General features: G+C 41.5%; 20 protein-coding genes and 1 riboswitch. Of the genes, 11 read left to right on the top strand and 9 right to left on the bottom strand.

Annotated elements, in window-relative coordinates:
- The first annotated feature begins 7 nt into the window (after positions 1-7).
- The 8 genes from carB to PSH48_RS04050 all read left to right on the top strand — a co-directional run bounded on the left by carB (position 8) and on the right by PSH48_RS04050 (position 9,934).
- Positions 8-3,226 (top strand): carbamoyl-phosphate synthase large subunit, encoded by a 3,219-nt coding sequence (carB, locus tag PSH48_RS04085; protein WP_248450822.1) that lies wholly within the window; start codon positions 8-10, stop codon positions 3,224-3,226.
- A gap of 46 nt (positions 3,227-3,272) precedes the next feature.
- Positions 3,273-3,749 (top strand): transcription elongation factor GreA, encoded by a 477-nt coding sequence (gene greA, locus PSH48_RS04080; protein WP_004588092.1) that lies wholly within the window; start codon positions 3,273-3,275, stop codon positions 3,747-3,749.
- A 353-nt stretch (positions 3,750-4,102) separates the two neighbouring features.
- Complete coding sequence (locus PSH48_RS04075) at positions 4,103-5,161, top strand: S66 family peptidase (protein ID WP_054983116.1); 1,059 nt, start codon at positions 4,103-4,105, stop codon at positions 5,159-5,161.
- Between the two features lie 67 nt (positions 5,162-5,228).
- Positions 5,229-5,410, top strand: a riboswitch (FMN riboswitch).
- Between the two features lie 224 nt (positions 5,411-5,634).
- The gene (gene ribB / locus PSH48_RS04070; RefSeq protein ID WP_054983117.1) at positions 5,635-6,288 is read left to right on the top strand and encodes a 3,4-dihydroxy-2-butanone-4-phosphate synthase; all 654 of its coding nucleotides are present in this window, start codon (positions 5,635-5,637) and stop codon (positions 6,286-6,288) included.
- A 189-nt stretch (positions 6,289-6,477) separates the two neighbouring features.
- The gene (locus tag PSH48_RS04065) at positions 6,478-6,969 is read left to right on the top strand and encodes a cupin domain-containing protein (RefSeq protein WP_029774290.1); all 492 of its coding nucleotides are present in this window, start codon (positions 6,478-6,480) and stop codon (positions 6,967-6,969) included.
- Positions 6,970-6,977: 8 nt separating this feature from the next.
- Entirely contained in the window at positions 6,978-8,111 is a 1,134-nt protein-coding gene (locus PSH48_RS04060; protein WP_029774289.1) for an L-dopachrome tautomerase-related protein, read from the top strand.
- A gap of 341 nt (positions 8,112-8,452) precedes the next feature.
- Entirely contained in the window at positions 8,453-9,085 is a 633-nt protein-coding gene (grxB, locus tag PSH48_RS04055; RefSeq protein WP_273610949.1) for a glutaredoxin 2, read from the top strand.
- A gap of 264 nt (positions 9,086-9,349) precedes the next feature.
- A complete protein-coding gene (locus PSH48_RS04050; protein ID WP_273610948.1) occupies positions 9,350-9,934 on the top strand; it encodes a class I SAM-dependent methyltransferase in 585 nt (194 codons plus the stop codon).
- 52 nt (positions 9,935-9,986) lie between these two features.
- Here the strand turns inward: PSH48_RS04050 and PSH48_RS04045 are convergent, their stop codons facing one another.
- The 4 genes from PSH48_RS04045 to PSH48_RS04030 form a co-directional block, all read right to left on the bottom strand.
- Positions 9,987-10,640, bottom strand: coding sequence for a nitroreductase family protein (locus tag PSH48_RS04045; protein WP_024033391.1), 654 nt, complete (start codon positions 10,638-10,640; stop codon positions 9,987-9,989).
- Between the two features lie 75 nt (positions 10,641-10,715).
- Positions 10,716-11,507, bottom strand: coding sequence for a glycine betaine ABC transporter substrate-binding protein (locus tag PSH48_RS04040; RefSeq protein ID WP_264390743.1), 792 nt, complete (start codon positions 11,505-11,507; stop codon positions 10,716-10,718).
- Entirely contained in the window at positions 11,504-12,058 is a 555-nt protein-coding gene (locus PSH48_RS04035) for a thioredoxin family protein (RefSeq protein ID WP_096041521.1), read from the bottom strand. Before PSH48_RS04035 ends, PSH48_RS04040 begins: the two co-directional genes overlap by 4 nt.
- 52 nt (positions 12,059-12,110) lie before the next feature.
- A complete protein-coding gene (locus PSH48_RS04030; RefSeq protein ID WP_138578693.1) occupies positions 12,111-13,217 on the bottom strand; it encodes an L-dopachrome tautomerase-related protein in 1,107 nt (368 codons plus the stop codon).
- 456 nt (positions 13,218-13,673) lie between these two features.
- On the opposite strand from PSH48_RS04030, the gene PSH48_RS04025 reads away from it, so the two are divergent.
- The 3 genes from PSH48_RS04025 (at position 13,674) to PSH48_RS04015 (ending at position 15,129) form a co-directional block, all read left to right on the top strand.
- A complete protein-coding gene (locus PSH48_RS04025; RefSeq protein WP_055255044.1) occupies positions 13,674-14,609 on the top strand; it encodes a LysR family transcriptional regulator in 936 nt (311 codons plus the stop codon).
- Positions 14,610-14,622: 13 nt separating this feature from the next.
- Positions 14,623-14,781, top strand: coding sequence for a hypothetical protein (locus tag PSH48_RS04020; protein WP_273610947.1), 159 nt, complete (start codon positions 14,623-14,625; stop codon positions 14,779-14,781).
- 183 nt (positions 14,782-14,964) lie between these two features.
- The gene (locus PSH48_RS04015) at positions 14,965-15,129 is read left to right on the top strand and encodes a hypothetical protein (protein WP_223230616.1); all 165 of its coding nucleotides are present in this window, start codon (positions 14,965-14,967) and stop codon (positions 15,127-15,129) included.
- A 45-nt stretch (positions 15,130-15,174) separates the two neighbouring features.
- On the opposite strand, the gene PSH48_RS04010 is transcribed toward PSH48_RS04015, so the two are convergent.
- The 5 genes from PSH48_RS04010 to PSH48_RS03990 all read right to left on the bottom strand — a co-directional run bounded on the left by PSH48_RS04010 (position 15,175) and on the right by PSH48_RS03990 (position 24,301).
- Complete coding sequence (locus tag PSH48_RS04010; protein WP_126007467.1) at positions 15,175-16,065, bottom strand: dienelactone hydrolase family protein; 891 nt, start codon at positions 16,063-16,065, stop codon at positions 15,175-15,177.
- Positions 16,066-16,171: 106 nt separating this feature from the next.
- Positions 16,172-17,128, bottom strand: coding sequence for an alpha/beta hydrolase (locus PSH48_RS04005; RefSeq protein WP_273610946.1), 957 nt, complete (start codon positions 17,126-17,128; stop codon positions 16,172-16,174).
- 339 nt (positions 17,129-17,467) lie between these two features.
- Positions 17,468-19,261 carry a SulP family inorganic anion transporter gene (locus tag PSH48_RS04000; RefSeq protein ID WP_273610945.1) on the bottom strand — a complete coding sequence of 598 codons (1,794 nt, stop codon included), beginning with the start codon at positions 19,259-19,261 and terminating at the stop codon, positions 17,468-17,470.
- Between the two features lie 712 nt (positions 19,262-19,973).
- Positions 19,974-23,123 (bottom strand): efflux RND transporter permease subunit, encoded by a 3,150-nt coding sequence (locus tag PSH48_RS03995; protein ID WP_273588391.1) that lies wholly within the window; start codon positions 23,121-23,123, stop codon positions 19,974-19,976.
- On the bottom strand, positions 23,120-24,301 hold the full coding sequence (locus PSH48_RS03990) for an efflux RND transporter periplasmic adaptor subunit (protein ID WP_004588902.1): 1,182 nt from the start codon (positions 24,299-24,301) through the stop codon (positions 23,120-23,122). The genes PSH48_RS03995 and PSH48_RS03990 overlap by 4 nt, the downstream gene beginning before the upstream one ends.
- Positions 24,302-24,436 lie beyond the last annotated feature (135 nt).

Below are 24,436 nucleotides of genomic sequence, written 5' to 3'. Positions count from 1 at the left end.
AGTAATAATGCCAAAACGTACCGATTTAAAAAGCATTCTTATCTTAGGCGCAGGCCCAATTGTAATTGGTCAAGCTTGTGAATTTGATTACTCTGGTGCTCAAGCGTGTAAAGCACTTAGAGAAGAAGGCTTTAGAGTTATATTAGTTAACTCAAACCCAGCAACTATCATGACTGACCCAGAAATGGCCGATGCAACGTACATCGAACCTATTCATTGGGAAGTGGTAGAAAAAATTATTGAAAAAGAAAAACCAGATGCAGTACTACCAACAATGGGTGGTCAAACGGCATTAAACTGTGCACTTGATTTAGATAAGCACGGTGTACTGGCTAAACACGGCGTTGAGCTAATTGGCGCAACCGCCGATGCAATCGACAAAGCAGAGAACCGTGAACGCTTTGACGTAGCCATGAAAAACATTGGCCTTGAATGTCCACGTGCTGAAATTGCTCACTCTATGGATGAAGCACACGATACGCTAACACGTATTGGTTTTCCGTGTATTATTCGTCCTTCTTTCACTATGGGTGGCACTGGTGGCGGTGTGGCTTACAACATGGAAGAATTTAACGAAATCTGTGAGCGCGGCCTAGATTTATCACCAACAAGTGAGTTGCTGATTGATGAATCACTGATTGGCTGGAAAGAATATGAAATGGAAGTTGTTCGCGACAAAAAAGACAACTGTATCATTGTATGTTCTATCGAAAACTTTGACCCAATGGGTGTACACACTGGTGATTCAATCACCGTTGCACCAGCACAAACCCTAACCGACAAAGAATACCAATTAATGCGTAATGCCTCTATGGCGGTACTGCGCGAAATTGGTGTTGAAACCGGTGGTTCAAACGTACAGTTTGGTGTAAACCCTGATGATGGCCGTATGGTTATCATTGAGATGAACCCACGTGTATCTCGCTCATCAGCACTGGCATCTAAAGCAACGGGTTTCCCTATTGCTAAAATTGCCGCTAAGTTAGCAATTGGTTACACGTTAGATGAACTTCAAAACGACATTACGGGTGGTAAAACACCAGCGTCATTTGAACCATCAATCGACTACGTAGTAACAAAAATTCCTCGCTTTAACTTTGAAAAATTTGCCGGCTCGAACGACCGTTTAACAACGCAAATGAAATCAGTGGGCGAAGTAATGGCGATTGGTCGTAACCAGCAAGAATCGTTACACAAAGCATTACGCGGTCTTGAAGTAGGCGCAACGGGCTTTAACCCAATTGTGGCACTTGATGACCCGAAAGCGCGCGAAAAAATCATCCGTGAACTACGCGAGCCAGGCGCTGAGCGTATTTGGTACATTGCCGATGCAATGCGCCACGGTATGAGCGTAGAAGAGGTATTTGAACTTACCAAAGTTGACCCTTGGTACTTAGTACAAATAGAAGACATTTTAAAAGACGAAGCTAAAATTGCTGAAGGTGGCATGGCCGGCTTAAATGCCGAGTTTTTACGTAAACTTAAACGTAAAGGCTTCGCCGACCCACGTATTGCTGAAATTGCTGGTGTATCTGAAGCCGAAATTCGCAAAAAGCGTCATCAGTTAAACATTGTACCTGTGTACAAGCGTGTTGATACCTGTGCTGCTGAATTTAGCTCAGACACAGCTTACATGTACTCAACGTATGATGAAGAGTGTGAAGCGAACCCGTCAGACAAAGACAAAATCATGGTTATTGGTGGCGGTCCTAACCGTATCGGCCAAGGCATTGAGTTTGACTACTGTTGTGTACACGCAGCCCTTGCACTACGTGAAGACGGCTATGAAACCATCATGGTTAACTGTAACCCTGAAACGGTTTCTACCGATTACGATACCTCTGACCGTCTATTCTTTGAACCAATTACACTTGAAGACGTATTAGAAATTGTACGTGTTGAAAAACCAAAAGGTGTGATTGTACAGTACGGTGGCCAAACACCACTTAAACTAGCACGTGAACTTGAAGCGAATGGTGTGCCAGTAATTGGTACTTCACCAGATGCGATTGACCGCGCAGAAGACCGTGAGCGTTTCCAACAGTTAGTAGAGCGTCTTGATTTACTACAACCAGAAAACGCAACAGTTACATCAACTGAAGAAGCATTACTTAAATCAGGTGAAATTGGCTTCCCACTGGTTGTGCGTCCATCGTACGTACTGGGTGGCCGTGCAATGGAAATTGTTTACGATGAGCAAGACTTACGTCGTTACATGACCGAAGCGGTACAAGCTTCAAATGAAGCGCCGGTACTACTTGATCACTTCTTAGATAATGCAATCGAAGTTGACGTTGATGCAATTTGTGACGGCGAGCAAGTAATTATTGGCGGCATAATGGAGCACATTGAGCAAGCGGGTGTTCACTCGGGTGACTCAGCATGTTCATTACCTGCACACTCTTTATCACAAGAAGTGCAAGATGTTATGCGCAAACAAGTAACCGATATGGCACTTGAGCTTGGCGTAGTGGGCTTAATGAATACACAATTTGCTGTAAAAGATGGCAAAGTGTACTTAATTGAAGTGAATCCACGTGCGGCGCGTACTGTACCGTTTGTATCTAAAGCGACCGGTATTGCACTTGCAAAAGTAGCCGCGCGTTGTATGGCGGGTCAGTCTTTAGCAAGCCAAGGCATTACTAAAGAAGTAATTCCACCGTATTACAGCGTTAAAGAAGTTGTTTTACCGTTTGCTAAGTTCCAAGGTGTGGATCCTATTCGTGGTCCAGAGATGCGCTCTACAGGTGAAGTAATGGGTGTTGGCGATACTTTCGCCGAAGCGTTCGCAAAAGCACAATTAGGTGCAAGCAACACTTTACCACGCGGTGGTCGCGCGTTACTATCTGTACGTAACAGCGATAAGTCTCGTGTTGTAGAACTTGCTAAAACCATGACAGACCTTGGTTTTGAAATTGATGCAACAGGTGGCACAGCAGAGGCTTTAAAAGAGGCCGGTATTGAAGTACGCCGTGTAAACAAAGTATATGAAGGCCGCCCGCATATTCTTGATAACATCAAGAATAAAGAGTACAGCTATATCGTAAATACCACCGAAGGTCGCCAAGCGATCGAAGATTCGAAGGTGTTGCGTCGTGGTGCATTGCAAAACAAAACCAACTACACGACAACCTTGAACGCGGCATTTGCTAACTGTACTGCTAACCAAGCGGACGACCGTAGTAAAGTGACGTCAGTTCAAGAGCTACACCAGCGATTGAACTAAGGAAATGTACCAAGGCCACTAGGCCTTGGTGTTAAGTGAGAAAAGTATGCAATCAATTCCGATGACAGTTCGTGGCGCAGAGTTACTGCGCGAAGAGCTTAACGAATTAAAAACAGTTACCCGTCCTAAAATCGTAAATGATATTGCGATTGCACGTGAACATGGTGACTTAAAAGAAAACGCTGAATACCACGCAGCGCGTGAGCAACAGGGTTTTTGTGAAGGCCGTATTCAAGAAATTGAAGCTAAGCTTTCAAATGTGCAAATTATTGACGTAACTAAAATGCCTAATACAGGTAAAGTTATTTTTGGTACTACTGTCACTATTGTAAATGTAGAAACAGATGCCGAAGTAACCTACCGTATTGTGGGTGATGACGAAGCAGATATTAAAAATAACTTAATTTCTGTTAACTCACCGATTGCGCGCGGTTTAATTGGTAAACAAACAGATGATGCTGTGACCATTAAAACGCCTAAAGGCGACGTTGAGTACGAAATCATTGACGTTGAGTATCTTTAATATTTAGCTCACAGTAATGTACAAGCAAAAACCGATGCAATTGCATCGGTTTTTTTATGCCTAAAAACTAGCTAATGCCAACTTATCCTCATAAACCCCATATATAACACCACCCCTCAAAATAAAGAGCTGAGTTAAACGGATTGGCATAAGTGGATTGCTAAAAAAGCGCGTGCCATTACCCGTTAAAAAATTTATAAATAAAATGGTGACTGCATAAATGCTAAACACACTCTACGCTTATTCATATTGCATAAAGAGTGTGCGTGTTGATATAGGTACATTCATATAGGTAATGTGTAAATGCATAACGGCTTTTACACACTGGAATCACTTTATTAAAAGGAACATTCATGGCTAATATACTTTATCCAGCGCCTTTAAAAGTAGGCTCTAAAATTGCTATTTGCTCGCTTTCGTCGGGCTTAAAAGAAAAATACCATGCACGATTAGATAGAGTGATAGACGGTTTAAAACACCGTGGTTACGAGGTAGTAGAAGGGGAGTTTTTACGCCAAAATAAACCCCGCGATGAATTAGATGCAAAAGCGCATGCCAAGCAATTAATGGGCTTTTTGCTAGACGATGAGGTTGCCGCCATTATGCCGCCAATGGGCGGAGAGCTGGCAATGGAAATTTTGCCACTACTGGATTTTAATGCCATAAAAGAGGCCAAACCTAAATGGCTGGTGGGTTTTTCTGATGTGAGCACAATTGCCTGTGCACTTACGGCTAAGTGCCAATGGGCAACACTTCATAGTGCCAATCTAATGCAGCTCCACCCTGATGAAACAAACCCCTACAGCTTACAAATTTTTGAAACCATTACCTACGAGTCGGGAAGTAAATTTGAGCAAGGACCTTCTGCTTATTATCAAAAAAATAAACCCAATTACGCACAAAACCCCGATGAGCTGCTAGCGCCAAGCGAGCCTACCCAGTGGCAGTGCCTAAATTACACCGATGAGCGCACAATAGAGATGTCTGGGCGCTTATTTGGCGGCTGCCTTGATACGGTAGGATTATTGCTGGATTCGCCATTTTTAGCATTGCACGACTTTAAAAAACACAGTGCGAACGAAGGGCTAATTTTATACCTAGAAAATTCAGAGCTTACCCCTACCACCGTGGCGCGATTTTTACTGTCGCTCAAACTTGCCGGTGTATTTGATGATATTAACGGCCTTATTTTAGGGCGCAGTGAAATAACACAAAGTCGTCACGATGCATTTGATTACCGCCATGCGCTAGATGTGGCATTGGGTGGGTGCTTATTCCCGGTAATAATAGATGCTGATATTGGCCATGTGCAGCCAAATTTAAACTTAGTTAATGGCGCAAAATGCTCACTCACGGCCGATATTAACCAAGGTAAAGTACTCAATGCCTCACTAAATACTGAGCTTATTTAACATTTATTTTTGAATAACGTATAAATACACGCGTATAATGCGCAGGCCGTGAACAGATAAGTTCACGGTACATTCTCAGGGCGGGGTGAAAGTCCCCACCGGCGGTATGTTTTACTCATTAGTTTTTGAATAAAACGAGCCCGCGAGCGCTTTATTTAATAATCGTTTTTTAATGTATTAAATAAAGGTCAAGCAGATCTGGTGAGATGCCAGAGCCGACGGTTATAGTCCGGATGAAAGAGAATATAGCTTGTAGCGTATGCAAACACGTGGCCTGTGGCTGCGTGTTTAATACCAATTCGCAATAATACTTAATCATTTTGAGCGACACGTTTTTCCAACCTCAAAATAAATCACTTAATTAAGCGGATTGGTATAAGCTGTTTAGTGGCAAAAAGTGCGCAATTTAGTTTGTGTGTTTTGCCATGCCTTTCAGTGTCCTGAATCTATTTATTTTTATGTGGAATATAATAATGATTCAGTCTTTACTTAGCCAATTTGGCGAAAGCCACACCCGCGTAGAAAGCGCCATAGCTGCTTTGCAGCAAGGCCAAGGCGTACTTGTTGTTGATGACGAGAACCGCGAAAACGAAGGTGATTTTGTTTTTTCTGCCGAGCATTTAACCACCCAACAAATGGCGGAAATGATCCGCGAAGGCAGCGGTATTGTGTGCCTGTGTATGGGCGATGAGCGTATTAAGCAGCTCGAGCTACCGCAAATGGTAACTCACAACACCAGCCAAAATAATACAGCCTACACAGTCACAATAGAGGCTAAACACGGTGTTACAACCGGCGTATCGGCCGCCGATCGAGTAACAACGATTAAAGCCGCCACTGCCGATAATGCCAAACCCAGTGATTTATCGCGCCCAGGCCATGTATTTGGCTTAAAAGCACAAACAGGTGGGGTTTTAGTTCGCCGCGGCCACACCGAGGCATCTGTTGATTTAATGCAGCTGGCTGGTTTAAAACCGTTTGGGGTTATTTGTGAACTCACTAATCCTGATGGCACCATGGCGCGTTTACCACAGGTAAGTGATTATGCTAATAAACACAGCATGACAGTGGTAACGATTGAAGACTTAGTACAGTACATACAAATGCAAGAATTAAAGGTCAGTTAAGGTTTTTTAAGCATTACCTAAGTAAAACCCAGCTTTATTGCTGTGTTTATATTTTGTAATAAGTAATTAATTACTCGTTTTTATTTGATAATTTTTCTTGCCTAGGCGGCTTTTTCAAAAATCCTCAGCCTGTAAACTTTACCTAAATAGTCAGTGCAGCCGCACACAGTTTATTATTTAGGTGAAACTATGAAAATTAACACGCTTTTATTAGCAACTGCTTTAACAAGCAGTGGCGTATGGGCAGCGCAAAGTAAACTTGAACAGCAAATAACGCCTGCACCCCAAATGGGCATAATGGATAGTTATAATCAGCACATTACCAATGCCCCTTTTTTACTTAATCTCGATAGCCAACCCAAAGAGCAAATGGGCCCATATTTAACACGCCAATATTTTCATGGTACGCAATCAACGTTTGTAAAATGGGTGGCTAAAAAAGGCGGAAAAGTACCGCTTCATAAACACCCTAATGAACAAGTAACGTGGATCATGTCAGGCGAAGCTAAAGTGTTTTCTGGCGGTAAACAATACCTTATGAAAGCGGGCGACATGATGGTGATTCCGGCCAATGTACCGCACGAATTTCACTTTACCCAAGATACGGTAGATATTGATTTTTTTGCCCCAGCTCGACAAGACTGGATAGACGGCACAGCTAATTACATTAAGCAAAAGTAGGGCAAATTATGTTTTTAAATAAATCTAAATTAGGGCTAAGCGCTATAGCCTTGCTAATAAGTGCCTCGGCTTTTGCAAATGACACGGTACCCGCTGAGGTTTACGCACAAACCGACGGTGCTGTGGGCGGTATTACGTATACACAAAACAAGCGCTTTATTTTTAGTTATCACCCTTTTTATAACCCAAAAGTAAAAGTGGGGGAGCTTTTAAAAAGTGGTGATGTGGTGCCATTTCCTAATGCGCAAATGCAAACCCCTTATAAAAGTGATGGCAGCTTAAAAAATCCCGCTAACTATTTAAATTGGGTATTAGGGGTAAGGGCAGATGACAGAGGTAATGTATGGATACTCGACTCAGGCCAGGCGCAGCCGCGTATTACGCCAAAGCTGATAGCATGGGATGCGCTAAACAATAAACTTAATAAAATTATTTACTTACCTAGCCCTATATCGGTTGCTCAATCTCAACTTAATGATTTAGCTATATCGAGCAAATACAATACATTGGTGATCGCTGATGAAGGTATTGCAGATGGCGGAAATGGCAAGCAAGCCGCCCTTATTATCGTTAATACTAAAACAGGTAAGAGCCGGCGAGTACTGCAAGGTCACGAAAGTGCATTACCCGATTACACAATGCCAATAATGATTGATGAAGGGACTGATAACCAAAAGCAACTTAATGCCTTTATTGGGGCCGATGGCATTGTGCTTGATAACGCGCAGCAATGGCTTTACTTTGCTCCGCTTAATAAAAAGTATGTTTACCGTATTAAAATGGCCGATATTGCTAACGAGCAATTAACCGATAAACAACTAGGCGAACGTGTAGAGCAATACGCACAAAAACCAGTAAACGGTGGTTTAAGTATTGATGCTGATGATAATTTATATTTAACCATAGTAGGTGAGCGTACTGTGGGCGTTATTGACGCCAAAACACGTACGTACCGTGATTACACGTACGATAAAAACATGATTTGGCCAGATGGTGTAAGCATTGGACCTGAGGGTTACATGTACACCGGCGCTGCGCAATTGCCGCTTTCGGCACAACTTAATAACGGCAATGCTCAAAATAAAGCACCCTATTACATATTTAGATTTAAACCTTTAGCTGAGGGCGTAATAGGGCGCTAACTATAATGTGTAAATTAAGCACGCCTTTATGGCGTGTTTTTTTATTTTATTTACTACTTATACCAATCCGCATTAACGCTTAATCATTTTCAGGGGCTAAACGTGTCGCTATCTGCGTTAAAAAATTCTCATTTAGAACGACTAAATAGCGAATTTTTTGCCTTGCTATCAACACGTTTATCCATCCTCAAAATAGATCACTTAATTATGCGGACTGGTATTAAAGCGTGATTATCAATTTTTACAAGATAAAGTTTCAACCTAAATGCGGTTTTTCTGCGCTGACTATTTGGGTACCTTACGGCCATAGGTACTTAACCCGCTTTAGGCTTTAATTAATTATGAAACTATACAGTTACTCTCATTGTCCTTTTTGTGCGCGTGTTAAATATGTAGCAGGTAAATTAGGCATTAAGCTTGATGACGTTGTACTTGATTACGACGACACTGAAACACCAACAAAACTAATTGGTAAAAAAATAGTACCTATTCTTGAAAAAGATGACGGCACTATTATGAGTGAAAGTAACGAAATTATTAGCCTGTTTATTAAACTTGCTGGTTCTAGCGAATCAAACAAGCCAACGCAAGGGGCTATAGAGTGGCAAGGTGGCTCGTTTGCGCCTTTATTGCAAATTGGTTTGCCGCGCTGGCCATTACTTGATTTAAAAGAGTTTAAAACAGAATCTAGCCGCATAGCGTGGGAAGATAACAAGCAATCGACAGAGCTTAACTTTGTAAACCTAATAGCATCAACTCCTGAGATCGTTTTACAAGTAAATGAATTTTTAATTGGCACCGAAAAACAGCTCAATATTAAAAATGGTAAAACGTCATTAAGCTTGCTTGATAGCGCTATTTATTTTTATATATTACGCGGTTTATATTGTGAGCCAACCATTACCTGGCCAGAGCAATTAAACCAATGGATGAACTATCAGGCATTAGAATCTCATGTGCCGTTATTAAGATAGCGAATACTGAAAAAGTTTTAACAGCCAGTACGACTCCCTTCGTATTGCCTTCTTTTGGCCGGTGACCTCGTCACTGGCTTTTTTTATTTAGCTCTGAAAATCACCCCTTTTAATCCAGCACTTAGCAGTGTGCGTGAGCATGGCTGAGTAGTATATTAACAACATTAAAAAATTAGTTACCTATTTACACTACATATTATTAGTGGAATTATTAAGCAGGCTTATTCAACGCTATGAATACGCAAAATAATACCAGGAGCTATTATGTGGGATGAAAGGTATAACACTCAGCAATACGCTTATGGCAAACAGCCAAACGATTTTTTAGCCGAGCACTATAAGCAATTACCTAAAGGTAATGTTATTAGCTTAGCCGAAGGTGAGGGGCGAAATGCGGTTTTTTTGGCAAAAATGGGTTACAGCGTTACCGCGGTTGATGGCTCAAAAGTAGGGCTTGAAAAAGCGGCAAAGCTTGCCAAAGAGCACAGCGTAAACATTGAGCTAGTACACGCCGATTTAGCGAAGTTTGATTTCGAAAAAGAAAAATGGGATGCGGTAGTGTCTATTTATTGCCCTTTACCAAGTGCCGTGCGTTCAGCGGTATATAAGCGCGCTGTTAAAGGTTTAAAGCTAGGTGGGGTATTTTTACTTGAGGCCTATACGCCTGAGCAAGTAAATTATAATACCGGAGGCGGCCCAAGTGTCGATACTAAAACCTCAAAAAGCGATTTACAAGATGACTTAGCCGAGCTTAGCTTTGTACATTTAGAAGAGCTAAAGCGAGAAGTGTTTGAAGGCACATACCACACAGGTTTAGCGTCGGTACTGCAAGCTATTGCTAAAAAATAAAATGAATATAAAAGCTTAGCACTCATTAGCACTAAGCTTTTTTAATAGGTTTTTATAAAACCTGTATAACTTGCTCTTTTGCTAAGCGAGATTTAGGTAACTTAGCGTTATAATCTTCACTGTCATCGTGGTAGCCAAGTACCAACGCTACATCACAAATATAGCCATCGAGCTCTTGTTCAAACACTTCACCAATAAGCTGTGCATCTACACCTTCCATAGGTGTTGAATCAACGCCTAAGCGTGCTGCGGCGTGCATTGTGTTGCCCAGGGCAATGTAAGTTTGCGCTTTGGTCCACATTGCATTGTTGCCTTGCTCATCGGTATTCATGTCAACAAAAGCAAACGCGCCAAACGCTTGTTCGCGGTTTTCACTTTGAGTTCGGCCATTTTTAATGTCTGCATCAATGACTTGTGCGTAGTCATCACGTTTATATTTAGGGTTGTAAGCAAATAAAATAACGTGTGATGCAGTTTTAATATGCGGCTGATTAAATTGAAATTTATTAGCAAACGTAGAGTGCATACGCTCTTTAGCTTCGTCTGATTCAATAACAATAAATTTCCACGGCTGCGAGTTAATCGATGAAGGAGAAAGACGCATAGCTTCGTAAATTACATCTAGATCATCTTGAGGAATACGCTTGGTTGTGTAGCGTTTAGTTGTATAACGTTTTTCTAAATCATTAATAATTGGATGGGTCATGGTTATCTCCGTTAAGTGGCTATTTTAGCCAAGTAGTGTCTATATTGAGCCTTTTTAAAAAAAACAAAGCACAAATTACTTTTTAATTGGATTGTTATTGAGCCAATTACGCGTTACGTCATCGAGAGGTTGTAAGTTTTTGCATACTTTATAGTCAAGCTCGGCAATGATCTCATTTGAAAAGCGTAATTTATCAAGGGTGTTTAACTGTGCTTGGTTAAACAGCGCTTGTTTATCTTCTCGTAGGAGTAAAACAGCTCTATCAACAACGCCAAGTAACCCTTGTGGTTCTTTAAGCTCACGTATTGTGTGCTTGTAATGCAAAAATTGTGGTTTCCATAACGGCACTACGCACCAGGTTTGGGTGGCGACGGCGTTTTCAAACGCGCTAAAACAGTCATGCTCTGTGCCGGTTAAAAACTCATATCCTGCGCTCGTCAGCCCATATTCTTTCATCATATTAATAGAAAAACGGGTAATACCAGCACCGGCATTAATGCCCTGAATTGTTTTTTGCATTTTTGAAAGCACATCTGGTTTTAACAAATCACTAATTTCGTTCACTGCACTTTGCGGTACGTAATCTGGTACGCCCCAGTGTGCATAAGGCTCATAATGTAAGCCAAGCTCAACGAGTGGCATAACTTGTTCAACATCGGCTTTATAAATACCGTGGCTTGAAGGTAGCCATGCTGAGGCGAGTAAATCTACTTCACCAGATTTAAGGTTTTTAAAGTTATCTTGATGCGGCGCATAAATACGCTCAACGTTAAAGCCCATATCAGTTAAAACATGGCTCACTAAAGAGGCCGTAACATGGTGAAACGATAAATCGGTTACGCCCAATTTTAAATGTACTGTACTCATAATGAATTACTCCATTTTATAGAGCAGCCCATGCTGGGTGTTTGCTGCTCAGGACCTTTGCCTGTGGCCGCAATTTGGCGCATGGCATTAACTAACTCAGGAGTGCGATGTGCATCGTCATTCATTTTTGCATCGTCTAAGCGGCCACGGTATTGCAGTGCCCCATGTTTATTGAAACCAAAAAAATCAGGCGTGCAAACCGCGCCATACTGTTTGCCTACGCGTTGGTTTTCATCAACAAGGTAGGGAAACAAAAAGCCGTGCTGCTTAGCAAATTTTTCCATATTAGCTGGGGAGTCAGCAGGGACGCTTTTATAGTCGTTCGACATAATAGCTAACACATTTATACCTTCGTTTATTAATAACGCGGTATCTTCGCTTAAGCGCCTTGCAATACGTTGCACATAAGGGCAATGGTTACAAATAAACATGATTAACAAGGCATTTTCGCCTAGGTTGTCGGCTAAGGTAAAAGGCTCGCCTTGCGGGGTTTTTAACGTAAAGTTGGGCGCTTGCCAGCCAAAGTCACAAATAGGGGTGTCGAGTAGCATAACTTAACTCCTAAAAAGCCAGCGGGGATGGCTGGCTTATAAAAATAATTAATTATTTTTGATTAAAGCGAAAACGCGTTAATACGTAAGGTGGTTTTGCATTACCAAAGCCTTGGCTAAATGCAGGGTGCTGGTGGAGCTGATCTTGTGTTACATAAATCCAACCATTGCTCACTGCTAGGCTATCAGGCCATGATAATCGTTTGTCTTGAACAATTATTTCGTAGTGGCCTTTAGTCGTTAAGCCAATGGCATTGTTTTCAAGGTCGGTTACTAAAATACCGCCACCTGGCGCGTAGGTCATGCCATCGCTTGGGTTTTTAGGGCCAAACACTTCAATGCTTTTTGCTTTTTTAGCATCTGAATACGTGCTATCAGCGAGCGTTTTTGCCGGAATACGGTAAACACTTGTGCCTGTAAATGCGCCAAAGTATACCCATTCATTTTTATCATCAATGGTAATTGGGTTTAAACCAAAACGTAGGTTTGTTGTTTCACCTTTTGCTGATTTAGACGCAACAGGAGAGGCTTCGATGACAATATCGCGTTCCTCTGGCATTAGCTTAGCATTGCCCTCAAGTACACGCGTTGATTCGCCGGTTTTTAAATCAACAACAATAAACGCAGGTTTAGTGGCGCCCATAAAGTTACCAAAAGACATATCGGCAATGTAAATTTTGTCGTTACGTTCATCAATAACAAAGTCTTGTAAAAACGAGTTATCAAGTACAGCGTCTTTATTTAATTCAATGGTATTAACTAAGGTATTGGCAACGCTGTCCCAGGCAATTAGTTTTGGGGCTACTTGCTCGCTGCCCATGTCTAAAATCCACACCACACCTTTGCTGTCGCTATGTACGCCAATGACGGCTGCAAGGCCAACTTTGCCAAGCTCGGGGCCGTCAGCCCAATCTTCGCTAGGGAAAGGTTGTTGAGCACCGTTTGCCATAATTTCAACTACTCGCGTTTTTGGTGCATCAAGCGGGTGCATGCTTACAATCATTCGCCCTGCAGGTGTTATAGTTATACCTGCGCCGCGATATTTATTAAAAGTAGTCACCGTTTCAAGAGGGCCAACGTCTGCTGCATAGGCGCTTGAAAAAGCACTTGCGGCTAATGACAGGGTTGCTATTGCTAAGGTGGTTTTTAATCGTTTCATACTGTGATACCCGTTATGCTAAAAAATAGAGTAAAGCGATTTAAATAGCCTAAATGACTTCGCTTTCGTTGAGGTGAATAATAGGTGAGAATTTTTATGCGATAAATAGGGTAATAATTGAATCTTTATCAAATAATATTAGTCAATTGATAAAGCGAGCGATTGCTTTAAACAAATTTTCTTTTTAAACATACTATTACTGCCCAAAAGCTGGGTTTACTAATAAACGCCTTAAAGATTGTCCTAATTTAATAAATAGTGGTTAGTGACTAGCTGTTGGGTACAGTGTAATATTTGCCTTTATATTGATAAACCGCGCAATAGATAAGCATTGTCAAATATAAATAGACAATAAATCACTTTTTGATTGCTCAATACACTGTAAGCAAACCTAAAGCGCTTAATTTTGCCAAAAATAATAATTAAATTATTAAGTTGATAATGGATTAAAACACAATGCTTTTAGAAGACTTACAGGTAATTTTAAAAGTGGCAGAGTTTAAAAGTATTACTGCTGCAGCATCAAATTTAGATATGCGCACCGCCACAGCAAGTGCTGCTGTTAAAAGGGTAGAGCAGGCTTTAGGTTTTGAACTATTTATACGCACCACTCGCCATTTAAGGCTTTCTGCAGCCGGCGAGCGTTACATTCCGCAATGCCAGCAAGCATTGGCAATGCTTGAACAAGCCAAAAATACACTTAAAAGCGATGACGATATAATTGATGGTGAGCTGCGTATTGCGCTTTCTTCTGATTTAGGGCGCAACATTGTGATCCCCTGGCTTGACGAGTTCATGCAAACCCACACTCAGCTCAGCTTGCGCGCCAATATAAGCGACAGTAATATCGACTTTTATCGTGACTCGGTCGACATTGCACTGCGTTATGGTAAACCTAACGATGCCAGCATGTACGGTTTTAAAATTTGCGATGTACCGCGTATTTTATGCGCAGCACAAAGCTACCTTGATACACATGGCACGCCTGCTCATCCACATGATTTAACAGAACATAAAGGGCTGTTTTATCAACTGCAAGATATAATTAAAGATGTATGGGTATTTAGCGATGCCAGCGAAGAGTTTAAAGTAAAATTGCACGGTGGCCATGCGGCTAACGATGGCGATTTAGTAAGGCGCTGGTGTGTGTCGGGCAAGGGGCTGGCGGTTAAATCGTGCTTAGATATGTCTAATGAATTACTTGCCGGTAATGTCATAAGTGTTATGCCAAACTTTAAACCCACGCCTACAGAGCTTTGGTTGGTGTGCCCAAGTAGGCAGTCAATCACTCCGGCGGTGCGCTTACTTCGCGATGCCTTTAGAGAAAAAAGCGCCGGTATTTTAAAAGCCCTTATTGCAAAAGGGATTATTGATAAAAGCGTGCTTGGCTAATGAAGGACTGATAATGCAAGTTGATGTTATTAGAGTGTTTGTGCCGTGTAAAAATTATCAGCAATCGTGCGACTTTTATCAGGCGCATGGCTTTACTATTGAGCCTGCATCAGCTGATTTAAGTATTGCAACATCAGGTGAATGTAGTTTGTTTTTATACCAATCGTGTTAAGTTATTAGGCATTTATAGCGGCAGATAAATAGCGTGATAACAAGGCATAAATATCGTCATGTAGTTGTTCTACATAAGAAATTTATAACGCTGTTAGCGCTCTATTTAGCACGTTAGAATGATTAAATATTTAAGTCGATTGGTATTAAGCGTTACTACAACCAAGAATTTGCTGAAAATTTAATGCTGCAAGTGTGTGTATTAAATATATACGAAGCCTTTAACACTATTAGTAAGTTAACTCACTTTGATATTCGCTTTGAAGGGATAAAACAAGAGCCGTGGGGTAAAGTGATTTATTTATGGGGACCATCTGGTGAGCTTCTACACATTACAGAGCTCAATTAACTTAAAAAATGCCACCCATTTTAAGCTGGTGGCATTACCTTATTATTAACTTAGTTTTTCATTAAAAAACGCTAAGGTACGCTGCCAAGCAAGTTCTGCTTTTTGCTCATCATAACGCCCAGTAGAGTCGTTATGAAAACCATGATTAGCGCCTTCGTACATGTGCATAATGTACTCAACATTGTTAGCTTTTAAGCTTTTTTCATAATCAGGCCATGTAGCGTTAACGCGTTTATCAAGCTCACCTAATTGAATCATTAAAGGCGCTTTAATATTTTTGTGCAGTGACTCACTGGCAGGTGTGCCATAAAAGGGCACGCCCGCGCTCAGTAAGCCACTCTCAACCGCCGCTAAGTAATTAACAATATAACCACCAAAACAAAAGCCTACAGCTCCCAGTTTGCCGTTACTATTAGAATGATTTTTTAAAAAGTGAGCCCCAGCTACAAAATCGTTTTGAATTTTAGCTCTGTCCATGGTTTTTTGCATGGCGCGGCCTTCATCGTCATTGCCCGGGTAGCCACCAAGCGCAAAGAGTGCGTCGGGTGCAAAGGCAATAAAGCCTTTTTTGGCTAAGCGCCTTGCTACATCTTTAATATATGGGTTTAAACCACGGTTTTCGTGAATAACTAATACAACCGGCAGTTTACCTTCAATTTTGCTAGGTACAGCTAAGTAGCCTTTGCCTTTACCATGCCCGTTTGGCGAATCAAATTCTTCGTAGGTGGCTTTAATATCATCATCGTTAAATGATACTTGCTCTGCAAACGCATAATTAGGTAACAGGGCACTGGTTAGTACGCTCATTGAAAAACCAAGTGCAGCTAACCCACCTAGTTTTTTCATAAATGTACGTCGGTCCATTAAACCGTGGGCGTATTCGTCGTACCAATCAAAGGCTTCTTGCGGGATATGATCTGATTGCGGGGTATTCATGGCTGCTCCTTAACTTTATTATGTATATTTATTATTTAAATACCATAACGTATTAGGGATAAAAAACGAGCAATATTTTTCTCAATTATTAGGAATGTTGGCAAAGTTATCCATCAAGCAAGGAAAGGAGCACATTCCTTTGTTGTGTGGAAATTAAAGAAACCATTTCAATGTGATTTAAATCTTTTACCTCATACATGCTCACTTTTGAGTTGTCAAGAGTAAGCAACCTATTATATGGACTCACTTTGTCTGCATTACTTGAAAAGATGTAAGTTTGCCTAGCATGCGGGGTCTTATTTAGATTATTTAATATGTCGAGTTTAGTAAGAGGTACTTCACTTTTTTCAATTATCTTAGCCGCGACTTCATTTAAATAATCATCGCCTAATAGTTTGCTATAAATAGGGTGTGATAAGTTAGCAATTGTGGTTAGTGCGGCCTCAAAATTAATCATTGGGGCATAAAGTATATGCTTACTAATGTTCAGCTTAGATGCCAACTCAACTCCCGCAATTGCGCCCATTGAGTAACTAATTAAGGAAATATCAGTGTAGTTTTCTTTATTTACATAATTGACTAGCACATCAAGCGAGTTTAAGCCAAATCTAAACTTCTCGTATTGATTACTTGCAGGCATCACTATCACATTTTTTCCAGTGACATGGCTAAGCCATCTTGCTTGCATGGTGTAAATCAAGCTGTCTACGCCATACCCCGGAAAGATGATTAAAAGCCCGCTATTTTGGTTGTTTGATAAATTATCTGAAGTAAGTTGGTATTCAAAAACCTCATCTTCAGTGCTTCCTTCAACAATCAAACTTAGCGAAAGTGTATTACCATCGAGTAGGTAGCTTTCGATATCCTTAGGTGAGATAAACCTAAAATCAAGACAATCTACTTCGCTGCTACAGTAATGGGTTTGTACTCCAGATAAAGCGATAGAGCTCTCAAATTCTTTAGGGAGAACTTTCTGCGGAGGCTTAGTTATTTGATAAGCAATATAGCTCTGGCACCCACTTAAAAAAATAACTAAAGAAATAATCAGTATGTATAAGCGCATTAAAGTCCCTTTAATTTTCAAGCTAAAATTTTTTGATTAATTAATGCCTGACTTCCCTTCATCTACGCCTATCAAAAAGTCGAGCCCTACAAATGTGAACGATATAGCAATGAAGCCAAATAGCATTAAGTTACGGTTATTCTTTTTAAACCAAGTGTGGTTAACACAGCAAAAACAATAAATAGAATAAGTTGTACAAGAGGCATAGTTACATCCTTTTATGTGGGGGTGTCCATATACGTGCCTAACTTACCAGCTTAAAATAATTTAAACAATTGACTTAAAAATAAAAAGCTCGGGAAATTCCGAGCTTTTTTAGTGAGTTATCTAAGTGACGTGTTACGCCATAGCGTCGTTGGCTACAGGGTATTTAGGGTCTTCAACAATGTTAACCTCAACTAAATCACCGGCTTTTTGTAATAACTTGGCAGACTCTGGGCTCAAATGGCGCAAATACAACGTTTTATCTAATGCTTTATAACGCTCACTTAAACCATGTATGGCTTCAATACCTGATTGGTCGCACACTCTGGCATTGGCAAAATCTATACACACATTTTGTGGGTCGTTATGTGGATTAAACCCTTCTTTAAACGAGGTTATTGAGCCAAAAAATAGATTACCCGTTACTTGGTAGGTTTCTTTGCTTTGCGATTCATCACTGCATTTAATACGGATTTCTTTTGCAGAGTTCCATGCATAAACCAAGGCAGAAATAACAATACCTATGCCTACGGCTACGGCTAAATCGAGCAATACGGTAACGGTAGATACCACAATAATGATAAATATTTCAGACTTTGGAACACGGCCAAATAAGCGCAAAGATGACCACTCAAACGTAGCAATAACCACCATAAACATAACGCCAATTAAAGATGCCACCGGTATCATTTCAATTAAGCTTGGAAAAAACAAAATAAATACCAGCATAAATAAAGCGGTAGCAATACCTGCTGCACGCCCTCGGCCGCCTGAGTTTAAACAGACCATGCTTTGGCCAATCATGGCGCAGCCACACATGCCACCAAATAAACCGCTTAAAATATTGCCCGAACCTTGCGCTACCGACTCACGATTACCTTGGCCGCGGGTTTGTGTTATTTCATCAATAAGCGAAAGCGTCATAAGGGTTTCTATTAGCCCCACAGATGACAAAATAAGCGCAAGCATGAGCACGGTAATAAGTGCATCAAGCGAGTCGCTATTGGTTAAATCCCAACTAATTTGCGGAAAGTGAAAACTCGGTAATGCACCTTTTAAACTGCCATCAAGTGGGTCGATGGTTTCTTTTAAGCCCTCAGCTACTTTTTGCGCTTCGTTTTCTTGCCATTTAGCCGTAATTTGCGCATCGGTTGGGCGCTCAAGCGCAATATTTTGCGCCACTTCGCTGTATTGCCCATGAGGTACTTGATTTTTTATAGCTGCAAAGTTTTCAGTAATGATCTCTTTTTCAATCATTGAAGTACGCTGCGTGTGCACAACATCGCTAACAAGTTTTGACTCAAGTGGCGTTAAGGTGACCAGCGCTGTACATACTGCTATTGCAGCAAGAGGGGCAGGAATTGCTTTAGTATAGCGCGGTAAAAAATACACAATTGCCATGGTTAACGCAATTAGCCCCATCATGGTAAGCATAGCTGGGCTGGTTAGTTGCATCCAATCGCCTGCGTAGGTAAACATATCGTGTTGCTTATCGTAAACTACGCGAACGTTTTCTTTAAATTGGCCAAATTGCGCCATACCAATCACAATAGCTAAGCCATTTACAAAGCCAAGCATTACAGGGTGAGGTAACAGCCTAATAAATTTGCCCATTTTAAAAGCGCCAAACACAACTTGCAGCACACCGGTTAATACCACGGCGGCCAGCAAGTACTCTAGCCCAAACATAATAAAGGCGGTGGTGACTACAGCCATAGAGCCAGCAGCACCCGAAATCATACCAGGGCGGCCGCCAAACACGGCGGTAATAAAGCCAACAAAAAACGAGCCATAAAGCCCCATCATTGGGTCAATTCCCGCTACAAAGGTAAACGCAACGGCTTCGGGAATGAGCGTAAGCATAGCGGTTAAGCCGGCTAATACATCATTTTTTAAATTAGCGCTGCGTTTGCTTATTAAATCAAACATAGGGTTCCTTAGGGTGCATAAATAAACTAGATGCCATAGCGCTTTAAGCGGATAGCAGTATGTTTAGGTGTTTTAAATTTACGTGTATAGGGCGTGTTGATCTTTGCGGATTGAGATTTGTTCAATCTAGGGGCGATCAAATCGCGGCGCGAGGTTTGTAACCTAGTGGGCTCGATAACTGCTCCTGCGTTATTCTAATGACTTACATCCCTGTAAGAATAAGTAAAAACCGAGCAAAGCTTCCGCGTCCTGCTCACGCCCCTTACCTACATCCATGTAGGCAACAAAGAGTTTATCGCCCCTAGGCAGAACCCAAAGGGCAGCGTATGTTTGGCATTTATGCTACGTTATCGCCCATTTATGGGGAGTAACCACACTTCATAGGCTCTGCCTTGCCTAAAAACCAAACATACTGCTGCAAATTCAAACGCCAAAGGTCAACACGCCCTCGTTATTAGAGCTAAGTGGAGGGCACTTAACTGACAAGCGGCTCAAAACCATTGCGGTGTGAGCTTAATGCTAAGCAATAAAATTATAATGCGTTAGCGATGCTTTAAATTGAGGGCGCATAATACGCTGATATAATTAAAATAATTACCCATAATTTATTTGAAACACTTTATAAAAACTATTAATAATGCAGCGCAATATTTAGGCAATAAAAAGCTCGGCGTATTAGGCCGAGCTTTAATGGTTGGGAGAGAAACTTTAATTATTTGGCAGTGGGGGCCGGTTGAATACTTATAGGTTGCGATTTACCAAGTAGCTTACGGGTAAGGCGCTTAGCGTCTTCTAATGCTACGTATTGGCAAGGTATAAGTATTAAAGTAATTACTGTGGCAAATAGCACACCAAAGGCCAGCGATACCGCCATAGGAATAACTATTTTAGCCTGTAAGCTGGTTTCCATAATAATTGGCATTACCCCAATAAATGTAGTGATTGAGGTAAGCAATATAGCTCTAAAGCGCTTTGCACCGGCTTGCATAACGGCTTGTTTTACGGCCATGCCTTCTGCGCGTGCTTTATTTACAAAATCAACCATTACGAGTGAGTCGTTTACGACTATGCCCGCTACCGCAATAATGCCAAACATAGACAGCCCGCTCATGGTCATACCTAATATTACGTGACCAAACATTGCACCTACTACACCAAATGGAATAACCGACATAATAATAAGCGGCTGCGAGTAAGAGCGAAGCGGAATGGCCAATAAGGCAAATATAATCATCAGCGATATAGCAAAGTCGCGTAACTGCTCATCGGCGCTGTCCATTTCTTCTTGTACGCGCCCAGCCACATTACTTTTAACGCCTGGGTAGCTTTTAAGCAGTGAAGGTAAATAGGTATCGCGAATTTCTTGTGCAATAGCAAACGGCTCAACTTGGTCAGTATTTACTGCTGCCCACACATTAACAGTACGGTTTGAATTTTCACGGCGAATACGGTTTACACCATCTACTAGCCTAACTTCGGCTACTTCGCTTAACGGTACTTCTGCGCCGGTTGGCGTAATAATACGCGCATTTTGAATGTTGCTAATTGAGTTACGCTCACTTTCTGGGTAGCGTATCATTACTTTAATTTCTTCGCCTTCGCGTAAAATACGCTGTGCTTCTAACCCGTAGTAACTAAAGCTTACTTGCGATGCAACGTCGGCAAGTGTAAGTCCCATACTGTAGGCTAGTGGTTTTAAATCTAGCTGTACTTCGTCGGTGGCACTTTGCAGTGAGTCGTTTACATCGCCTACACCTTCCATGCTTTGTAGTTTAGCTTTTAATTTACCGGCTACTTCTTTTAGCTCATCGGCATCTTTGCCTTGTAGCCTAAAGCTTACGTCGCCGTCATCACGTCCGCCGCTAAAAATATTATCTTGAATATTAAGCGTTTTAACACCTGGAAGCGGGGGCATTTGTTCGCGCCACAGGGTGCTTAATGCAAAGGTGTCGATAGGGCGCAAGTGTGGCTCTACTAAAATAGCCATAATGTTTGCTTGAGTACGCCCACGTAAGCTTACCGATAAATCGCGGATCATGCTTTGGCCGTATTGCTCTTCAAGCTCTTTATCTACTTTGAGTAATACATCTTCTATTTTACGGGCCGTTTCAAGGGTGGCTTGCTCCGAAGAGGCCAGGTTCATTTCAAGCGTAATACGCGGAAAATCATGCGGTATTTTAGGGTTAGGCACAAACTTAACTAAGCCGCCTGCAAACATACCTGCACTGACTATTAATATACATAAAAAGCCAATAATTACGGTATAACGATAATGTATACAATGGCCTATAAAAGGCGTGTAATAGTTTTGTACAAAATGTTTTAAGCCACTATCAACCACATTACGCAGTTTATGTAATGGGTTTTTAGGGTTAGGTTTACGTGGGTTCATGGCTGCAATATGCGCAGGTAATATTAGCTTTGATTCAATCAGCGAGAAAATCAAACACAATATAATAACCACACCAATGGCTTTAGAAAACGCAGCGCCTGGGCCCGATGCCATAGCTTGCGGTAAAAACGCCGCGATAGTGGTTAAAACCCCAAAAGTGGCAGGCATTGCAACGCGCTTAACTCCGCGAATAACATTATCAAGGCTATGGCCGTGTTTTTCTATTTCGGCACTGGCAGACTCACCCACAACTATGGCATCGTCGACCACAATGCCGAGAACAATAATAAAGGCAAATAACGACACCATGTTTATGGTGATGTCTAAAAAGCCAATTGGCATAAACAAAAAGGCACCTAGAAAAGACACCGGTAAGCCCATCATTACCCAAAAAGCTAAACGCAGCGGTAAAAACAGTGCCAGCACTATCATTACTAAAATACCGCCCCATACCATGTTGTCGATCATCATATCGAGTCGACCTTCAAGGTAGTAAGTTAAATCAACAATAGGGGAGAGCTTTACGCCTTGTGGAAGCTTCGATTGTGTTTCTGCCATGTAGCCTTTAAGAATTTTAGCTACATCGGTAATGTCTTGATCTTTTGAGGCATCTACTTCAAACGTGAGTGAGTTTTTACCGTTATATTTAGAGTAAAGTAAGCCTTCTTCAAAGCCATCATTAATCGTTGCTACATCGCCTAAGTTAATCTGTGCGCCATCGGCAAGCGTTATAAGCGGAAGCTTTGCAAATTCACCACCACGGTAGGCTTGTTTTTCAACACGCATTGAAATATAGCCAGTGTCAGAGCGAATTTGCCCTGCCGACATATTGGTAGAAAAATTTTGCACTGCACTTGAAACATCTCTAAAAGTTAGGCCATATTCACGTAGTTTGTCGGGGCTTATCTCTATGCCTATTTCGTAATCTAGGCCACTGTAAAAGTCGACTAAATTAACGCCAGGCAAGGCGAGTAGTTCATCTTTTATGTCGTTACCTAGCTCTTTAAGCTGGTAGTAACTCATGTCGCCATAAAGCGCGAGGATCATCACCTCTTGCTGAAATTTTTCACGTTGAATAACGGGGCGCTCCATTCCTGCCGGAAAGGTATTGATAGAATCAACTTGTGCTTTTATTTCGTCTAGGGCTTCTTGTAGGTCGTATTTTTCTTCTATTTCTACCCACGCTTGCGCATAACCTCGGTTAGAGTAAGTGATTAAACGTTTTATACCCTCGGTACCCTCAAGGTTTTCTTCAATTTTTATGGTTATACCTTCTTCAACCTCTTGTGGGGCTGCGCCTGGGTATACCGCTTGAATACTCACCCAGTTACTTTCAAACTGAGGGAATGCCTGTTTACGAATTGTCAGCGCCGTTAATAGCCCGCCAATAAGTATAAAAATCATGATGAGGTTTGCCGCCACTGGATTACGTGCAAACCAAGCAATTAAGCCTTTTTCTGAGGTACTCATGGTGTATCCTCTTTAAGTGCTAATTGAGTAACATCGCTTTTAGGCTCAGTGCCTTCTAGCTTAACCGCCATGCCTTCTGTTGGGTATTCAAGGGCAGAGGTAATAAGTTGCTCACCACTGTTTAAGCCTTGGTCTGCAATCACCATACCGTTTTGTTCACGTACAATATTAAGCGTTTTAAAACTCAGGGTGTGATCGTCGTTTAAAATAGCAATTTTATTATTTTTAACTAAATGGTGAGGCACTATAATCGCGTTATCAAGCGCGCGGCCTTTTATGGTGGCATTTATATAAGAGCCAAAGCGCAGTGGTTTGGTGTTATCAGCGTACGGAGTTGGTAACTGAGCAACTAAATAGCTCATACGGCTGGTTTGATCTACCACACCTTCACTTCGTACAACCTTGGCTTGCCAGGTTGTTTGCTTGCCGGCAAATTCAGCGTTAAGCGTAACCAATGCGCCAATACCGCCGTTATCTAGGTATTGCAGCTCTTTATCTGCAACCGGTAAACGCACCTCTGCAACAGAGGTAGCGCTTAGCTCGCCAAACTTGCTACCCGCACTAACCACTGAGCCTAAGCTAATGGTGCGTTGGTTTATTATAGCGTCGTAAGGAGCTTTAATGTACGTGCGTTCTAAATTACGTTTAGTGCGTTTTACACGGGCTTGGGCAGAGCGAAAGTTTGCCATTTTTTCTGCAAGTTGTGGTTTACGTAAATAAAGCTCCGAAGCAATTGCATCGCTTGAGTCTGATTTAATACGTTCCCATTCGGCTTTAGCTACGTGAGCTTGCGCGCGTTCTATTTCAAGTGCTGAACTTGCTTGGGCAAGGCCTGCTTCGGCCTCAATTAAATCAGCCTCGTAATCATTTGGATCAATTCGTGCTAAAATATCGCCTTGCTTTACAAACGCGCCTTCAACAAATTGTTCGGCTACTGAAATAACTTGCCCGCTTACTTGTGCAACCAGCTCTGTACGGTCTTTAGGTTTTACTACGCCGTACGATTTAACATCGAGCGTTATTGCATCAATGTTTACGTTTTGCGCAGCAACAAGTGGGCGAGTGTCTTGCTCTGGTTTTTCTTCTGGTGGCGTTTTCATGGCTGAAAGGCCAAAAGCGAGTGCAATCCCGGCTGCTAAAACCGCGACTGGTAATAAAATTTGTTTTTTAGTAGCCACAAGGCATTCCTTCATATATTTGGTGACAAGGCAATAATACGCAATAAAGTGTTTACAAGGCGTTTTAAGATGTAACAAAGCATTACATATGTGTATTACAAATAAATAATGGGCTAGGCAGGGTGTTAATTTAAA

Origin of the sequence: Pseudoalteromonas sp. Angola-4, assembly GCF_028599265.1 — a bacterium.
GTDB classification, from domain to species: Bacteria; Pseudomonadota; Gammaproteobacteria; order Enterobacterales; family Alteromonadaceae; genus Pseudoalteromonas; species Pseudoalteromonas atlantica.
The sequence above is the reverse complement of the archived record's forward strand: the minus strand, read 5'-3'. Positions and strand labels throughout refer to the sequence as shown.